Origin of the sequence: Streptomyces tsukubensis (assembly GCF_003932715.1) — a bacterium.
Lineage (GTDB): Bacteria > Actinomycetota > Actinomycetes > Streptomycetales > Streptomycetaceae > Streptomyces > Streptomyces tsukubensis.
In genome coordinates, this window is the sequence record NZ_CP020700.1 from 2,581,426 (window position 1) to 2,597,310 (window position 15,885).

The following is a 15,885-nucleotide window of genomic DNA, read 5'->3' on the forward strand; positions in this document are numbered from 1 at the left end:
GAGGGTCAGCCCCGCGAGAGCCGGTGGTCGAGCGCGGTGCAGCGTCTGCCCGCGGAAACGGTCCGTACGGCCTGCCCTATCGCCCGGCGGGAGCCGACCAGCACCACCAGCTTCTTCGCCCGGGTGACCGCCGTGTAGAGCAGGTTCCGCTGGAGCATCATCCAGGCGCCGGTGGTGACCGGGATCACCACCGCGGGGTACTCGCTGCCCTGGGAACGGTGGATGGTCACCGCATAGGCATGGGCCAGTTCGTCCAGTTCGTCGAAGTCGTAGACCACCTCCTCGTCCTCGTCGGTGACGATCGTCAGCTTCTGGTCGTCGACGTTCAGAGCGGTCACCACACCGACCGTGCCGTTGAAGATCCCGTTCTGGCCCTTGTCATAGTTGTTACGGATCTGGGTGACCTTGTCGCCGACCCGGAAGACCCGGCCGCCGAAGCGCTTCTCGGCCAGGTCGGGACGGGCGGGGGTAATCGCCTGCTGAAGCAGGCCGTTGAGGACTCCGGCGCCCGCGGGGCCCCGGTGCATCGGGGCGAGGACCTGCACGTCCCGGCGGGGGTCGAGACCGAATTTGGCCGGAATCCTACGGGCTGCCACATCGACCGCCAGCTTGCCCGCGTCCTCGGTCTCCTCCTCCACGAACAGAAAGAAATCGGACAGACCGGTGGTGAGTGGCTGCTCGCCGGAGTTGATGCGGTGGGCGTTGGTGACCACTCCGGACTGCTGCGCCTGGCGGAAGATCCGGGTCAGCCGGACATGGGGCACCGGGCCGCCGTCGGCGAGCAGATCCCGCAGCACCTCTCCGGCGCCCACGCTGGGCAGCTGGTCCACATCGCCCACGAGCAGCAGATGCGCCCCGGGGGCCACGGCCTTCACCAGCTTGTTGGCGAGCAGCAGGTCGAGCATCGACGCCTCGTCGACCACGACGAGGTCGGCGTCGAGCGGCCGGTCGCGGTCGTACGCCGCGTCACCGCCGGGTTTCAGCTCCAGCAGCCGGTGGACGGTGGACGCCTCGGCGCCGGTCAGCTCGGCCAGCCGCTTGGCCGCTCGGCCGGTGGGGGCGGCCAGCAGCACCTTGGCCTTCTTCGCCCGGGCCAGCTCCACCACGGAGCGGACGGTGAACGACTTGCCGCAGCCGGGCCCGCCCGTCAGCACTGCGACCCGGCTGGTCAGCGCGAGCCGTACGGCGGCCTCCTGCTCGGGCGCCAGCTCGGCTCCTGTCCGCTCCGCCAGCCAGGCCAGGGCCTTGTCCCAGTCGACGTCCCGGAAGGCCGGCATCCGGTCCTCGGGGGTCCGCAGCAGCCGCAGCACCTGGGCGGCCAGGGACAGCTCGGCCCGGTGGAAGGGCACGAGATAGACGGCGGTGACCGGCTCGCCGCCCTCGGGTCCTGGGACCTGCTCCCTGACCACCCCCTCCGCGTCGGCGGCCAGCTCGGCCAGGCACTCGATGACCAGTCCGGTGTCGACCTGGAGCAGTTTCACGGCATCGGCGATCAGCCGCTCCTCGGGCAGGAAGCAGTGCCCCTGGTCGGTGGATTGCGACAGGGCGTACTGCAGACCGGCCTTGACGCGCTCCGGGCTGTCGTGCGGTATCCCGACGGCCTGGGCGATGCGGTCGGCGGTGAGGAAGCCGATGCCCCAGACGTCGGCGGCGAGCCGGTAGGGCTGGTTCTTCACGACGGAGATCGACGCGTCCTCGTACTTCTTGTAGATGCGGACGGCGATGGAGGTGGAGACGCCGACGCCCTGGAGGAAGACCATGACCTCCTTGATGGCCTTCTGCTCCTCCCAGGCCGTGCCGATCAGCTTGGTCCGCTTGGGGCCGAGGCCGGGGACCTCGACGAGCCGGCCCGGCTCCTGCTCGATGACGTCGAGGGTGTCCGTACCGAAGTGGTCGACGATCCGCTCCGCGATCCGCGGCCCGATGCCCTTGATCAGGCCGGAGCCGAGATAGCGGCGGATGCCCTGGATCGTGGCGGGCAGGACCGTCGTGTAGTTCTCCACGGTGAACTGCTTGCCGTACTGCGGATGGGAGCCCCAGCGGCCCTCCATCCGCAGGGACTCGCCGGGCTGGGCACCGAGCAGCGAGCCGACCACGGTGAGCAGGTCGCCGGCGCCCCGGCCGGTGTCGACCCGGGCGACCGTGTAGCCGTTCTCCTCGTTGGCGTACGTGATCCGCTCCAGGACCCCTTCGAGGACAGCGAGATTGGACATGCCCCGACGCTACCGTCACGGTCCGACAGCGCGGGCGGGCCTGTGGATACGCACGGCCGAGCACGGCCGAGCCCCGGCGGCCGCCTGTGGAAAACTCCGGGCCGTCCGGCGCCCGCGGCTACCGTGAGAGCGCGGACCCTGCCCGGCACTGCGCCGTCCTCCCCCGTAGCTTCCCCCCGGTCCCCCGAGCCCCCGATTAACCGTTTCCCGTTTCCCGTTTCCCGAGGGAGTGCCGATGCCCCGTACGAAACGAGTTCCCCTCCGGAGGTGGTACGGCCGTGGACCGCGGCCGTCATGGGCCCGCGACGTGCTCGGAGAAGCGTGCCGCGGTCTCCGCGAGTACCTCGGCACCGTCCCGGCTCCACAGCTCCTCGTTGAACAGCTCGACCTCGATGGGGCCGCGGTAGCCCGCCGTGTCCAGCGTCCGCCGCCAGTGCCGCAGATCGACGCAGCCGTCACCGAGCTGCCCGCGGCCGTTCAGCACTCCGCGGGGCAAGGGGGTGGTCCAGTCCGCGAGTTGGAAGGCGTGGATCCGCCCCGCGGCACCCGCCCGCGCCACCTGCGCGGAGGCCTGCTCGTCCCACCAGACGTGATAGGTGTCCACGACGATCCCCACCCGTTCGGGCGGAAAGCGTTCGGCGATGTCGAGCGCCTGCGCCAGGGTGGAGACGACGCACCGGTCCGCCGCGAACATGGGGTGCAGCGGTTCGACCGCGAGCCGTACGCCCGCGGCCCGGGCGTACGGCACCAGTTCCGCCAGCGCATCCACGACCCGTTCCCGGGCCCCGGCCAGATCGCGGCTGCCCGGCGGCAGTCCACCGGAGACCAGGACCAGGGTGTCCGTGCCCAGGGCCGCCGCCTCGTCGAGTGCGGCCCGGTTGTCGTCCAGTGCGCGGTTCCGCCCGGCGGGGTCGGCCGCGGTGAGGAAGCCGCCCCGGCACAGGCTGGTGACGGTCAGCCCCAGGTCCCGCATCAGCCCGGCTGCCGCCCGCACCCCGTAGGCGCGGACCGGTTCGCGCCAGAGTCCGGCGCCCGGAATGCCCAGCCGGGCGCAGGTGTGGGCCAGTTCGGGCAGGGAGAGCTGCCGTACGGTCATCTGGTTGATGCTGAGGCGGTGCCGGACCGTGCCGGCGCCGGGGTTCACGGGCAAGGTTCAGGCTCCGGCGGGGGTGAGCAGGGATGCCATCCGGGCCCGGGCCGCCTCGGGGTCGGGGAAGAGCCCGAGGCGGGTGGCGAGTTCATGGGCGCGGGCGAGGTGGGCGAGCGGACGGGCGGTGTGGAGTCCGCCCGCCATGGTGAAGCGGCGCTGGTGCCCGGCCAGCCAGGCGAGGAAGACCACACCGGTCTTGTAGTGGCGGGTGGGCGGCGCGAAGAGGTGCCGGGCGAGTTCCACGGTCGGGTCGAGAACCGCCCGGAAGGCCTCCGGACCGCGGTCGTCGAGGGCGCGCAGGGCCTCGGCGGCCAGCGGGGCCAGCGGGTCGAAGACCCCGAGCAGAGCGTCGCTGTGGCCGTGTTCGTCGCCCGCGATCAGTTCCGGATAGTGGAAGTCGTCGCCCGTGTAGCACCGTACGCCCGGCGGGAGTCTCCGGCGCAGGGCGGTCTCGTGCGCGGCATCGAGCAGGGAGATCTTCACCCCGTCGACCTTGTGCGGCCGGGCCGCGACGACGGCGAGAAGCGTATCGGTCGCGGTGGCGCGGTCGTCGCTCCCCCAGTAGCCGCCGAGTGCGGGGTCGAAGGCGGGCCCCAGCCAGTGGAGGATCACGGGGCTCCGGGCCTGCCGCAGCAGCTCCCCGTAGACGTGCTGGTAGTCCTCCGGGGAGCGGGCCGTGGCCGCGAGGGCGCGGGACGCCAGCAGCACGGCCCGGGCGCCGTGCCGCTCGACACGGGCGAGCTGCTCCTCGTAGGCCGCGAGGACGTCGGGGAGCGTCGCCGGGCCGGTGAGCTGATCGGTTCCGGCGCCGCAGACCAGGTCGCCGCCGCCCGCGATGGCCTCGGCGGCGGTACGGCTGATCAGTTCGGCCGCGGCGGGCCAGTCGAGTCCCGCGCCGCGCTGGGCGGTGTCCATGGCCTCCGCGACGCCGAGGCCATGGGCCCAGAGATGGCGGCGGAAGGCGAGCGTGGCGTCCCAGTCGACAGCCGTGGTGTTCCCGGTGGGGCCGGACGCGGGGGCCGGGGCGGCGACGATGTGCGCGGCGGCGAAGAACCGTCGGGAGCGCGGCCGGGGCTGCGGAGATACGGCGCCGGGGGCCGGGGGCCGATGTGCGGAGCCGGGGGCGGGGTCGGGGCCGCGGTCGGAAGGGCGGTCGGAGGCCGGGTCCGGGGGACGGTCGGCCGAAGCGGGGCGGGTGTCGGTCACAGTGTCAGCTCCGGTACCGCGATACGGCGGCCTTCGGCCGACGAGCGCAGCCCCAGCTCCGCGAGCTGCACACCGCGGGCACCGGCCGCGAGGTCCCCTTGGTAGGGCTCCCCCAGGGCGACATGGCGCAGGAAGAGCTCCCACTGGGCCTTGAAGGCGTGCTCGAACGGCTGGTTGTCGGGGACCTCCTGCCACTGGTCGCGGAAGTTCCCGATGCCGGGAAGGTCCGGATTCCAGACCGGTCTCGGGGTGGCGGTGCGGTGCTGGATCCGGCAGTGGCGCAGCCCGGCGACGGCGGAGCCGTGGACGCCGTCGACCTGGAACTCCACCAGCTCGTCCCGGTTCACCCGGACGGCCCAGGAGGAGTTGATCTGTGCCACGGCGCCGCCGTCGAATTCGAAGACGGCGTAGACCGCGTCGTCGGCGGTGGCCGCATAGGGTGTGCCGCGCTCGTCCCAGCGCCGGGGGACGTGGGTGGCGGCATGGGCCATGACGCTGGTGACCCGGCCGAAGAGGCTCTCCAGCAGATAGGACCAGTGGGGGAACATGTCGACGGTGATCCCGCCGCCGTCCTCGCCGCGGTAGTTCCACGACGGGCGCTGCGCCGGCTGCCAGTCGCCCTCGAAGACCCAGTAGCCGAACTCGCCGCGCACGGAGAGGATCTGGCCGAAGAAACCGGCGTCGATCAGCCTTTTGAGCTTCCGCAGCCCCGGGAGGAAGAGCTTGTCCTGGACGACGCCGTGGCGGATGCCGCCGCTCCGGGCGAGCCGTACCAGTTCCAGGGCGCTGTCGAGCCCGGTCGCCGTCGGCTTCTCCGTGTAGACGTGCTTGCCCGCGGCGATGGCCCGGCCCAGGGCCTCGGCGCGGACGGCGGTGGCCTGGGCATCGAAGTAGACGTCGACCGTGTCGTCGGCGAGTACGGCATCGAGGTCGGTGGCCCAGTAGGGCAGTTCGTGGCGTTCGGCGATGGACCTGAGCGCCGGTTCGCGGCGGCCGACGAGGACGGGTTCCGGCCAGAGCCTACGGCCGTCCCCGAGGTCCACGCCGCCCTCCTTCCGCAGTTCCAGCAGGGAGCGGACGAGGTGCTGGTGGTAGCCCATGCGTCCGGTGACGCCGTTCACTGCGATCCGTACGGTGCTGCGTGTCATACGGCCTCCGGGTGCCGGTTGGTCGCGGTGGTTCGGGCCGGACCCGGAACCGGCCGGTCGCCGCCGCGGGCCCCTCGGGCGGCGCGCCGCACCATGAACCGGCGGCCTGGGCGGACGGAGGTGCTCCGGTCCGTCGTGGCTCCATGTCGTCGCAGTAGCAAGCGCTTTCCCAAGGGGGTGACGCTAGCCTGCCGCAAGCGGCCCGGACAAGGGGCCACGGCTCAACTCCCCCCACACTCCCCCGGAGGAAGCGATGACGGTCACTCTGGCGGATGTCGCCGCACGCGCCCGGGTGTCCCCGGCCACCGTGTCCCGGGTGCTCAACGGCAACTATCCGGTGGCCGCTCCGACTCGGGAGCGGGTGCTCCGGGCGGTCGACGAACTGGACTACGTCCTCAACGGACCGGCGAGTTCGCTCGCCGCCGCCACGTCCGACCTGGTCGGCATTCTGGTCAACGACATCGCGGACCCCTTCTTCGCCATCATGGCGGGCGCCGCGCAGGGCGAGATCGGGGGCCAGGAGGGCACCGGGCGCGCGGGCGGCGAGAAGCTGGCCGTCGTCTGCAACACGGGCGGCTCGCCCGATCGCGAGCTGACGTACCTCACCCTGCTCCAGCGGCAGCGGGCGGCGGCCGTGGTGCTGACCGGGGGCGCACTGGAGGATCCGGCCCATATCGCCGCGATGTCGGTGAAGCTGACGAAGATGGCGGACGCCGGGACGAGGATCGTGCTCTGCGGGCGGCCCCCGATGCCGGACAACGACGCGCTGCTGGCTGCGCTCGCGTTCGACAACCGCGGGGGCGGACGCAAGCTGACGGAGCATCTGCTGGCGCTCGGGCACCGCCGGATCGGCTATGTCGCCGGACCTGCGGAGCGTACGACGACCCGGCACCGGCTGGAGGGCCACCGGGCGGCGCTGCGTGCGGCCGGGATCGACGAGGACCAGGAGCGGCTGACGCTGCACGGCCCCTACGCGCGCCGGTCGGGCTACGACTCCACGCTGGAGCTGCTGCGGCGGGCTCCCGGTCTGACGGCGGTCGTGGCGGCCAACGACACGGTCGCACTGGGGGCCTGTGCGGCGCTGCGGGACCAGGGGCTGCGGATACCGCAGGACGTGTCCGTCGCGGGCTTCGACGATCTGCCGTTCTCGGTCGATGTGGTGCCGGCGCTGACGACGGTACGGCTGCCGCTGGCCGAGGCGGGCGCGCGGGCGGGGCGGCTGGCCATGGGCCGGGAGGAGGCCCCGCCGGGCGGTATCGCGACGGTCGAGGCCGAACTGCTGGTACGGGCGTCGACGGCGCCGCCCCGCGGCTGAGCCCGGCGCCCGCGGAGCCGGGCGCGGGATCGGTGACTGTCGGTGACGGCTGGTGATTTTCGGTGGCTGTCGGTGGTTTGGGCAGCATCCACACGGGCATATCTTTGACTGAGTCAAGGATATGAGGGGCGGTCGGTGTGGTGATTCAGGAGATTCGCGCGTTCAACCGGTTCTATACGAACCTCATCGGCGCCCTGGACTACGGCAGGCATCTCTACACGCCGTACACGCTCACCGAATCCCGGGTGCTCTACGAGCTGGCCCACAGTCCGCGGACGGATGCGGCGGACCTGCGGGTCGAGCTGTCGCTGGACGCCGGGTATCTGAGCAGGCTGCTGGGGAAGTTCGAGCGGGACGGGCTGGTGGAGCGGGCCCCGTCCAGGGAGGACGGCCGACGGCAGCGGATCACCCTGACGGGGCGGGGCCGGCAGGCCGCGACGCTGCTGGACGAGCGGTCGCGGGAGGCCGTGGGGACGCTGGTCGCGCGGGTGCCCGCCGGGGAGCGCGAGCGGTTCGTGGCGGCGCTGCGGACGGTGCGCGAGGCCCTGGAGCACTCCCGGCCCGCCGGATCCGGGGAGCCCGTGCTGCGGGAGCCCGCGCCGGGCGATCTGGGCTGGACGGTGTCCCGACACGGCGCTCTGTATGCCGCGGAGTACGGCTGGAACAGCGAGTTCGAGGGGCAAGTCGCCCGGATCGTCGCGGATTTCGCCGCCGGTCACGATCCCCGCAGGGAGCGTGCGTGGATCGCCGAGCTGGACGGCCGTCCCGCCGGGTCGGTGATGTGCGTCCGGGACGAGGCGCCGGACACCGCCCGGCTGCGGGTGCTGCTCGTCGAACCGGAGGCGCGCGGGCGGGGCATCGGGGAGCGGCTGGTCCATGCGGTGATCGACTTCGCGCGCGAGGCCGGCTACCGGGATCTGGTGCTGTGGACCAATGACGTACTCACCGGGGCCCGCCGGATATACGAACGCAGTGGGTTCACTCTGGTTTCGGAGGAGCCGCACCACAGCTTCGGGGCGGATCTGGTCGGCCAGAACTGGCACCTGCCGCTCCGGGATCCGGAGGCGGTGCCCGGATGAGCCCCGGAGCAGGGCCACGGGCCGCAACGGGCACGGGGTCCGGGGGGCCGGGTGACGGGCGGGGGTGGTCGTTCGCGTTCTCGACGCTGGGGGTGCCCGGGATGCCGGTCCGCGAGGTGGCCGCGCTCGCCGCCGACACGGGCTATCAGGGGGTCGAGCTGCGGGCCCATCCCGAGGAGCCGGCGCATCCGGGCATCGGTCCCGGTGAACGGGCCTCGGTGCTCGGGGAGTTCCGGCGCGCAGGTGTGAGTGTCCTGTCCGTCTGTGGCTACGCCCGGGTCGCGGCGGCGGGCCCGGACGCCCCGGTGCTGGACGAGATCGCGGAGCTGGTGGAGCTGGCCCGGGATCTGCGGGCGCCGTACGTCCGGGTGTTTCCCGGCGGGGCCGCGTCGGACGGGGAGTCCGATGCGGTGGCCGCCCGGAGGCTCGCCGCGGCCGTGGGGCCCGCGGAGTCGGCGGGGGTTCGGATCCTGCTGGAGACCCATGACTCCCACCGCACGGGCAGATCGGTCGCCCGGGTGCTGTCCCGGACCGGCCGAGCCGCCCCGGCCCCGGGGGAGGCGCCGGGGGCGGCGGCAGGGGCGGTCTGGGACGTGCTCCACACCTGGCTGGGCGGGGAGGCTCCGGCGGCGACCCTGGAGGCGCTGGCACCCTTCCTGGGCTATGTCCAGGTCAAGGACGTGGCCTCGCGGGAGGATCCGGCGCCGCTGCCGCTCGGTGCGGGGGTGCTGCCGCTCGCCGATGTGCTGTCGGGGCTCAGCGGGCCGATGTGGCTGAGCTGGGAGTACGAGAAGCGGTGGGCTCCGGAGGCGGCACCGCTGCCGGAGTTGCTGGTGCCGGGGCGGGAGCAGCTGGAGCGGCTGCTCGGGAGAAGGAGGTGATGGTGATTCCGGCGACCAGCAGCGCGGCCGCCGTCCAGCCCAGGGCGCTGACCCGCTCGCCGAGCAGCAGCGCGGCGGAGGAGATACCGAAGAACGGGACGAGGAGGGAGAAGGGGGCGACGGAGGAGGCGGGGTAGCGGCGCAGCAGATAGCCCCAGGCGCCGAAGCCGAAGACGGTGGCGCCCCAGGCGAGGTAGAGGACCGTCCCGGCGCCGCTCCAGTCCAGGCCGCGCAGCGCGTCCGCGCCCGCTCGCGGGCCCTCGAAGACCAGGGAGAGGGCGAGCAGCGGCAGAACCGGGACCGTGCAGACCCAGATCATGAAGTTGAGGGCGTCGGGCGGGGCGGCCCTGCGGGTGAGCACATTGGATACGCCCCAGCAGGCCGCGGCCGCGATGACCAGGACGAAGGCGGACATCGGCCCCGACGCTCCCCGGTCGACCGCGGCGAGCGCGATCCCGCCGAGGGCGACCGCCATTCCGGCGATCCGGACCTTCCCCGGGCGCTCGCGCAGCACGACGGCGGCGATGAGGGCGGTGAAGACGGCCTGGACCTGGAGGACGAGGGAGGACAGACCCGCGGGCATGCCGCGGTCCATGCCGATGAACAGCAGACCGAACTTGGCCACGCCGAGGGCCAGCCCCACCCCGATGATCCACTTCCAGGCGACCTTGGGCCGGCCGACGAAGAAGACGGCGGGGAGGGCTGCGACCAGGAAGCGGAGGGCGGACAGCAGCAGCGGCGGGAAGTGCCCGAGACCGATTTCCAGGACGACGAAGTTCACGCCCCACACGGCGGCGACGAGGACGGCGAGGGCGGTATGTGCAGGGCGCATGAAAGGAGGATCACCCGGGGCGACCATGTAGCACCAGCGCGGATTTCTTTATGGTGGAATTCAGCATTGCTTAATCATTTCCTCTGGGCGAGCACCGGACCGCCGACCGCCGTACGTCGGCCCGGGGCACCCCGGGCGGGGGCGGACGGAAGGGAAGACCCATGCTCGACCTGGGAAGACTGCGGGCGCTGCACGCCGTCTGGGTGCACGGTTCGGTGGCCGCCGCGGCCGTGGCCCTCGGCTACACCCCGTCGGCGGTGTCGCAGCAGATCACCAAGTTGGAACGGGAGACCCGGACCACCCTGCTGGAGCGGCGCGGCCGGGGTGTCGCCCTGACCGAGGAGGGGCTCCATCTCGCTTCGACGGCAAGGGAGTTGCTGGCGATCGTGGAGCGGGCCGAGACGGTCATGGAGGAGCGCCGCGGGAAGCCGGCCGGCCGGCTCACCGTCGCCGCCTTCGCCTCGGCGGCGCGGGGGCTGCTGCCGGAGGTGCTGGCACGGCTGGAGCGGGCCCATCCGGGGCTCGACGTCCGGATGACGGAGGTCGATCCGCATCTGTCGATCGACCTGGTCGCCCGCGGGACCACCGATCTGGCGATCGCCCACGACTGGGACATCGCGCCGCTGCCCGCTCCGGAGGGTGTGGAGCAGGCGGTGATCGGTGACGATCTGTGCGATCTGCTGGTCCCGGAGGGGCACCGGTTCGCCGGGCGGTCTGCGGTACGGCGCGAGGAGTTGGCGGGCGAGCGGTGGATCTGCCAGCCACCGGGGACGGTCTGCCACGACTGGCTGATCCGTACGCTGCGTACGGCAGGCTGCGAGCCGGACCTGGTCCATCAGGCGGAGGAGAACCACACACAGGTCGCCCTGGTGGCTGCGGGCCTCGGCATCGCAGTGATGCCCCGGCTGGGGCGCGGCGCCCTCCCCGCGGGGGTCGTGGCGGTGAGCCTCGACCCCGTGCCGCGGCGCCGGCTGTACGCGCTCTGGCGGGCACGTGCGGCCCGGCGGCCCGCGATCGGAGCCGCGGTGACGGCCCTTCAGGAACATTTCATGCGGCTCGACAGCACCCTCGCCCCGGACCCCTCGCCGCCCTCCGCGACGCCCGCAGTCTCCCCATGGGCCTCCTCGCCGGTCACCGGTCCGGCACCCTTTGCGGCCTCCGCCCCGGATCGTCCCGGCACCTGACGGGGCCTCGGAATCGCCCGAAAGTGGCCGGATCCACCCGTTGCACATGGCGCATTCGTGCAGCACGCAGGGGGGTTCAGGGGTGCCTGAAGAGGCTTCGGCGGAGGCCTTGGACCGTCCGCTCAAAGGTCCAAACCATTAACGTAGAGGTCCACACCACCGCATCCACAGAACCTTCACAAGTTTCACGATCTTTCACCAGCGGGGGCTCTCATACCGCTATGACCATTCATTTTTATACTCGCGGGTCTTATTGCCCTACCTACACATTGGCAGTTAGTTTCAGCTCCGTCCGAGGGATTCTGGACGTTTCCTTCAAATCCTTTGCCAGCAAGGCCGGAAGGAGCACCCCCACATGCTCGACCAGTCCCACCAGCCCGAACCCCTGCCGAAGGCGCGGGTCTCCCGGCGTACGCTCCTCGCCGCCACCGCGGTCGCGTCCGCCGTCGTCACCGCGGGAGCCGCACCCGCAGTGGCCGGAAGTACACAGCCCAGACCGGACCGTGACGCACGGCTCAAGCGGCTCATCGCCCGGATGAGCCTGGAGCAGAAGGTGGGCCAGCTCTTCGTCCACTGGTTCTCCGGCAACGACGCCCACAACCCGGCGCCGAACCACGCCGCCGACAACCTCGCGCGGACCGGGTACCGCACCCCCGCCGAAATCGTGAAGGCCTACCACCTCGGTGGTGTCATCTACTTCGGCTGGTCCAGCAACGTCACCAACCCGCGCCAGCTGGGCGGGCTCTCGAACGACCTGCAGAAGGCCGCGCTCAGCCAGCCGAACTCCGTCCCCCTGGTGGTCTCCATCGACCAGGAGCACGGCGGCATCGTCACCCGGGTCGGCCTGCCGGCCACCCAGCTCCCCGGTGCGATGGCGCTCGGGGCCTCCGGTTCCCGCAGCGACGCCCGGACCGCCGCCTACATCGCGGGCACCGAGCTGGCCGCGATCGGTATCAACGAGAACTACGCCCCGGTGGCGGACGTCAATGTGAACCCGGCCAACCCGGTCATCGGCGTCCGATCCTTCGGCTCGGACCCCAAGGCCGCCGCCCGGCTGGTCGCGGCCCAGGTCGACGGCTACCAGTCGGCGCGCGTCGCCGCCTGTGCCAAGCACTTCCCGGGCCACGGCGACACCGGGACGGACAGCCACACCGACCTGCCGGTGATCACCCACACCCGCGAGGAGTGGGAGCGGCTCGACGCGCCGCCGTTCCGGGCCGCCATCAAGGCCGGGATCGACTCCATCATGACGGCGCATCTCCAGGTCGCCGCCCTGGACCCGAGCAACGACCCCGCGACGCTCTCGAAGCCCATCATCACCGGCATCCTCCGCGAGGAGCTGGGCTTCGACGGAGTCATCGTGACGGACGCGCTCAACATGACGGGCGTCCGCACCAAGTACGGCGACGACCGTATCCCGGTGCTCGCGCTCAAGGCGGGTGTGGACCAGCTCCTCTTCCCGTTCAACCTCCCGGTCGCCTGGAACGCCGTGGTGAAGGCCGTCAGGGACGGTGAGCTGACCGAGGCCCGTATCGAGGAGTCGGTACTGCGCATCCTGCGGCTGAAGGAGAAGCACGGTCTGCTGAAGGACCCGCTGGTCTCCCTCTCCCGGCTGGACCGCGTCGTCGGCAACCGCAAGCACCGGGCCGTCGCCGACCGGATCTCCGACGAGACCACGACCCTGCTGGTCAACCAGGGCGGCGCACTGCCCCTCAGCAAGCGGCGCCAGAAGAACGTCCTGGTCGTCGGCATGAACCCCACCTCGCCGACCGGCACGGACCGGCCCGCCACCACCGTGGTGTCGGACACGCTGTCCGGCCTCGGGTTCACCCCCACGGCCCTCGGCTTCCCCAGGGACGTCCCGCTCACGCCCGCCGCGATCGACTCGGCCGTGGCCGCGGCGAGCGGCCGGGACGCGATCGTGGTCCTCACCCAGAACGTGGGGGCCACCAGCCCCCAGCGCACCCTGGTCTCCCGGCTGGTCGCGACCGGTGTCCCGGTCGTGCACCTCGCGGTCGGCAACCCCTACGACATCGCCCAGCTCTCCGGAGTGGCCGCCTCGGTCGCCTCGTACGGCTGGACCGAGGTCGAGGTCCGTTCCGCGGCCCGGGCGATCGCGGGCAAGGTGGACCCGGAGGGCAAGCTCCCGGTGCCCGTGCTCCGCGCGGACAACCCGGCGCAGGCGCTCTACCCGGTCGGCCACGGGCTGTCGTACGACGACTGACGGCCACCGGCCGCACCCGGTCCGGGAACGGCGGGCCGGCCGGCGTACGGCCGGCCGGGCCGCCGCCCCCGGACCGACAACGGACCGACGACGGACCGACGACGGACCGACGACGGACCGACGACGGCCCCACCGGAGCATGCCGCCTCCGGTGGGGCCGTCGTCATGACGTGACCGCCGTCTTCAGGTCCACGGCCGGATGACGGCGGGCGGCCCGGCCGGGCCGCCCGCCGTCACGGCAGAGCCCGTCGTCACGGACGCAGGGTGGGCTCCCGCTCCAGCTCCTGCTTGTCCAGCCGGACATCGGCCTTCGTCAGCCGCTTCGCCTTGGACTCGTCCTGCTGGACCGGCGCCGGAGCGACCCCCGCCCACTTCAGGATCGACGCCGTCGCCGCGGCCCGCTGCTCGGCCGGCAGACCGTCGATCCGGGCACCGTGGTTGGCCCCGGGCACGGTGTGCACGAAGCTGTCGCGCGCGCCCTTGCCCAGCCGGAACGGCTCGGCGCTCCACGGGTCGTTCTCACCGTTGACGAACATCATCTGCCGGGCGTTGTTCCGCACCCAGCGGTCGACGTCCTTCATCGCGTTCTTCTTGAACTTCATCGGGATCTCACGCGGCACGAAGTTCCGCGGCGGCTGGTAGCCGTACCGGCTCAGCCCCTTGAGGTGCGGCTGCGTGACGTCCGGAGAGCCCAGCTCCGTACCGGCCTGGTAGTAGTACGGCGTGTACCCCGACAGCCCCTGGTCGGTGTAGAACGAGAAGCCGGAGATGTCGTTGACCGAGTTCCACAGCTCGTCGTCCGTCGCCGTCTTCGCGTCCGGGATCGTGCCGCAGTCGGCGACCATGCTGTACTGCCAGAACGCCCACGTGTAGTCGAGGACGACCGCTTCGAACGCGCGGTCCAGCGAACCGATCGTGTTGAACGTGTAGTTGTTCGCCGTCGCGTACGCGGCGTACTTCGCCGACAGCGCATCCCGCCGGACCAGCGCCTCGCGCTGGACGCCGTTCAGCTTGTCGCGGCACTCCTGGGTGCCCACGTTCTCCAGGAACCGGTCGTACGCCGAGTCCTCGTCGTTGTCGACGTCGTTCGGCGCGACATAGGCGACGACCCCGTCCATGTCCCGCGGGTAGAAGCGCTCGTAGTACGTGGCGGTCATACCGCCCTTGGAGCCGCCGGTGGAGATCCACTTGCGGTCGTAGATCTTCTTCAGGGCCCGGTGGATCCGGTGCTGGTCGCTGGCGGCCTGCCAGATGTCCAGCTTGGTCCAGTCGGCGGGAGCGGGCCGCGACGGAGTGAAGAAACGGTACTCCATGGAGACCTGGTTACCGTCGATGATCGCCGTGGGCTCACTGCGCCGGGGGCTGGTGTTCAGCCCGTATCCGGAGGTGAAGAAGACGGTGGGGCGGCTGGTGTCCTTGTGCAGCAGGGTGAGCCGCTGCTGGAAGGTCCCCTTGCGCGGATTGCGGTGGTCCACCGGCTGGGTGTAGTTGAGGACGAAGAACCGGTAGCCCGCGGCCGGCTTCTCCTCGATGAGACTCATGCCGGGTATCGCAAGGATCCGGTCCTTGATGTCCGCGGTCGCCGGTGCCCCGGCTCCGGTGGCCGGCTCTGCGGCGGTGGCCGCGCCTGCCGTCGCACCGGTCGCACTCACGGTGCCGATGAGCAGCGCGAGAGACAGCACTCCTCTGAGCGCCTTACGCATGAACCCTCCCCTGGCTTCTACGTGGGTCGCCGTGAACCTAGCGGCGCGGACGGGGAACCCGCCAGACCCCAACGCCGATGACCTGGGAAAACTTTCCGCTGAAGGCCCGTGAACCGGGATTTTTCACACCTGTTCGCGGGTTCCGGCGGCAACTGCGGGGCCGCTTCGGCTCAGCACAGGATCCAGCCGGTGGAGCCGCCGTAGCCGCCGACCGAACCGGACGCCCGGACGCAGCGGTTGAGCGCGTGGACCGAGCGGGGGCCCGCCTGCCGGGTGTACCGGCCGCGGTCGACGACGGGCCTGCCGCCGTGGGCCTGGATGGAGAGCACCATCTGCCGGGGGGTGCCGGGGGACTTGGCGTGGGTGATCGCGCAGGCGTACCGCCGGCTCTTGTAGACGCGGAGTTCGCCGGTGCGGAACACGACTCGGCGGGCCAGCTTCCCGGAGCAGGGCCCGGCGGCCCGGACCTCCTCGGCACCGGGGACGACGGCGAAGATCCCCTCGGCGGTTCCGGGGTTGCGAAGGTGGGGCGAGGTGGCCGCCGCGCTCCCGGTCGCGACGGCCGGACGGTCCGGTCCGGCGACGGCCGGGGGCGTACCCGGTCCGGCGAGGGTGAGCGCGGTGACGGCCAGCAGCAGCGCGAGACCGTAGGCGGCGGCCCGGCGCCCCCCGCCCGCTCCGCTCCGTGTGCTCCGTCCGCTCCGTGTCCGCCCGCCGGACCCCCTGAGATTCGTCACTGCTGCATCCCCCTCCGCACCCCGCGGCGTCACCGGACATCGGTCGTATGTGCGTACGACGCTCGGAAGCGGCGAAAGGGTTGTCACAGGAGTGCGGGAAAACCGTAAAGGAGCCGGAGGACGCCGATCCGTTTCCGGTGGGCCCGGCGGCCGGGCCCACCGGGGACAGGGCCGTGCCACCTTTGGTGGATCCCCCGGGCTCGGCCCGATCCA

General features: G+C 72.0%; 11 protein-coding genes and 1 pseudogene. 5 read left to right on the top strand and 7 right to left on the bottom strand.

Annotated elements, in window-relative coordinates:
- Window positions 1–5: 5 nt before the first annotated feature.
- The 4 genes from recD2 to B7R87_RS09775 form a co-directional block, all read right to left on the bottom strand.
- Complete coding sequence (gene recD2, locus B7R87_RS09760) at window positions 6–2,213, bottom strand: SF1B family DNA helicase RecD2 (RefSeq protein ID WP_006349206.1); 2,208 nt, start codon at window positions 2,211–2,213, stop codon at window positions 6–8.
- Window positions 2,214–2,505: 292 nt separating this feature from the next.
- A complete protein-coding gene (locus B7R87_RS09765) occupies window positions 2,506–3,309 on the bottom strand; it encodes a sugar phosphate isomerase/epimerase family protein (protein WP_045853076.1) in 804 nt (267 codons plus the stop codon).
- Window positions 3,310–3,366: 57 nt separating this feature from the next.
- A complete protein-coding gene (locus B7R87_RS09770; RefSeq protein ID WP_006349204.1) occupies window positions 3,367–4,569 on the bottom strand; it encodes a DUF993 family protein in 1,203 nt (400 codons plus the stop codon).
- Window positions 4,566–5,717: a Gfo/Idh/MocA family protein gene (locus B7R87_RS09775; protein ID WP_006349203.1), complete on the bottom strand. Its 1,152-nt coding sequence runs from the start codon at window positions 5,715–5,717 to the stop codon at window positions 4,566–4,568. Before B7R87_RS09775 ends, B7R87_RS09770 begins: the two co-directional genes overlap by 4 nt.
- A 253-nt stretch (window positions 5,718–5,970) precedes the next feature.
- Here B7R87_RS09775 and B7R87_RS09780 point away from each other — a divergent pair, with 253 nt between their 5' ends.
- From B7R87_RS09780 to B7R87_RS09790, 3 genes and pseudogenes are all read left to right on the top strand, one after another.
- Window positions 5,971–7,032: a LacI family DNA-binding transcriptional regulator gene (locus tag B7R87_RS09780; protein ID WP_130584616.1), complete on the top strand. Its 1,062-nt coding sequence runs from the start codon at window positions 5,971–5,973 to the stop codon at window positions 7,030–7,032.
- Between the two features lie 137 nt (window positions 7,033–7,169).
- Window positions 7,170–8,111, top strand: a complete 942-nt coding sequence (locus B7R87_RS09785) for a bifunctional helix-turn-helix transcriptional regulator/GNAT family N-acetyltransferase (RefSeq protein WP_006349201.1) — start codon at window positions 7,170–7,172, stop codon at window positions 8,109–8,111.
- A gap of 101 nt (window positions 8,112–8,212) precedes the next feature.
- A pseudogene (locus B7R87_RS09790) lies at window positions 8,213–8,977 on the top strand (sugar phosphate isomerase/epimerase family protein); the annotation flags it as partial.
- Here the strand turns inward: B7R87_RS09790 and B7R87_RS09795 are convergent.
- Window positions 8,868–9,824 carry an EamA family transporter gene (locus B7R87_RS09795; protein WP_040916265.1) on the bottom strand — a complete coding sequence of 319 codons (957 nt, stop codon included), beginning with the start codon at window positions 9,822–9,824 and terminating at the stop codon, window positions 8,868–8,870. The pseudogene B7R87_RS09790 and the gene B7R87_RS09795 sit on opposite strands and share 110 nt — an antisense overlap.
- Before the next feature lie 161 nt (window positions 9,825–9,985).
- Here B7R87_RS09795 and B7R87_RS09800 point away from each other — a divergent pair, with 161 nt between their 5' ends.
- Window positions 9,986–11,008: a LysR family transcriptional regulator gene (locus B7R87_RS09800; RefSeq protein ID WP_006349198.1), complete on the top strand. Its 1,023-nt coding sequence runs from the start codon at window positions 9,986–9,988 to the stop codon at window positions 11,006–11,008.
- Between the two features lie 355 nt (window positions 11,009–11,363).
- Window positions 11,364–13,232, top strand: coding sequence for a glycoside hydrolase family 3 protein (locus B7R87_RS09805; protein ID WP_006349197.1), 1,869 nt, complete (start codon window positions 11,364–11,366; stop codon window positions 13,230–13,232).
- A gap of 251 nt (window positions 13,233–13,483) precedes the next feature.
- Here the strand turns inward: B7R87_RS09805 and B7R87_RS09810 are convergent, their stop codons facing one another.
- Both B7R87_RS09810 and B7R87_RS34265 read right to left on the bottom strand, forming a co-directional pair.
- On the bottom strand, window positions 13,484–14,935 hold the full coding sequence (locus B7R87_RS09810; RefSeq protein ID WP_040916257.1) for a S28 family serine protease: 1,452 nt from the start codon (window positions 14,933–14,935) through the stop codon (window positions 13,484–13,486).
- A 170-nt stretch (window positions 14,936–15,105) separates the two neighbouring features.
- Window positions 15,106–15,672 (bottom strand): hypothetical protein, encoded by a 567-nt coding sequence (locus B7R87_RS34265; RefSeq protein WP_006349195.1) that lies wholly within the window; start codon window positions 15,670–15,672, stop codon window positions 15,106–15,108.
- Window positions 15,673–15,885 lie beyond the last annotated feature (213 nt).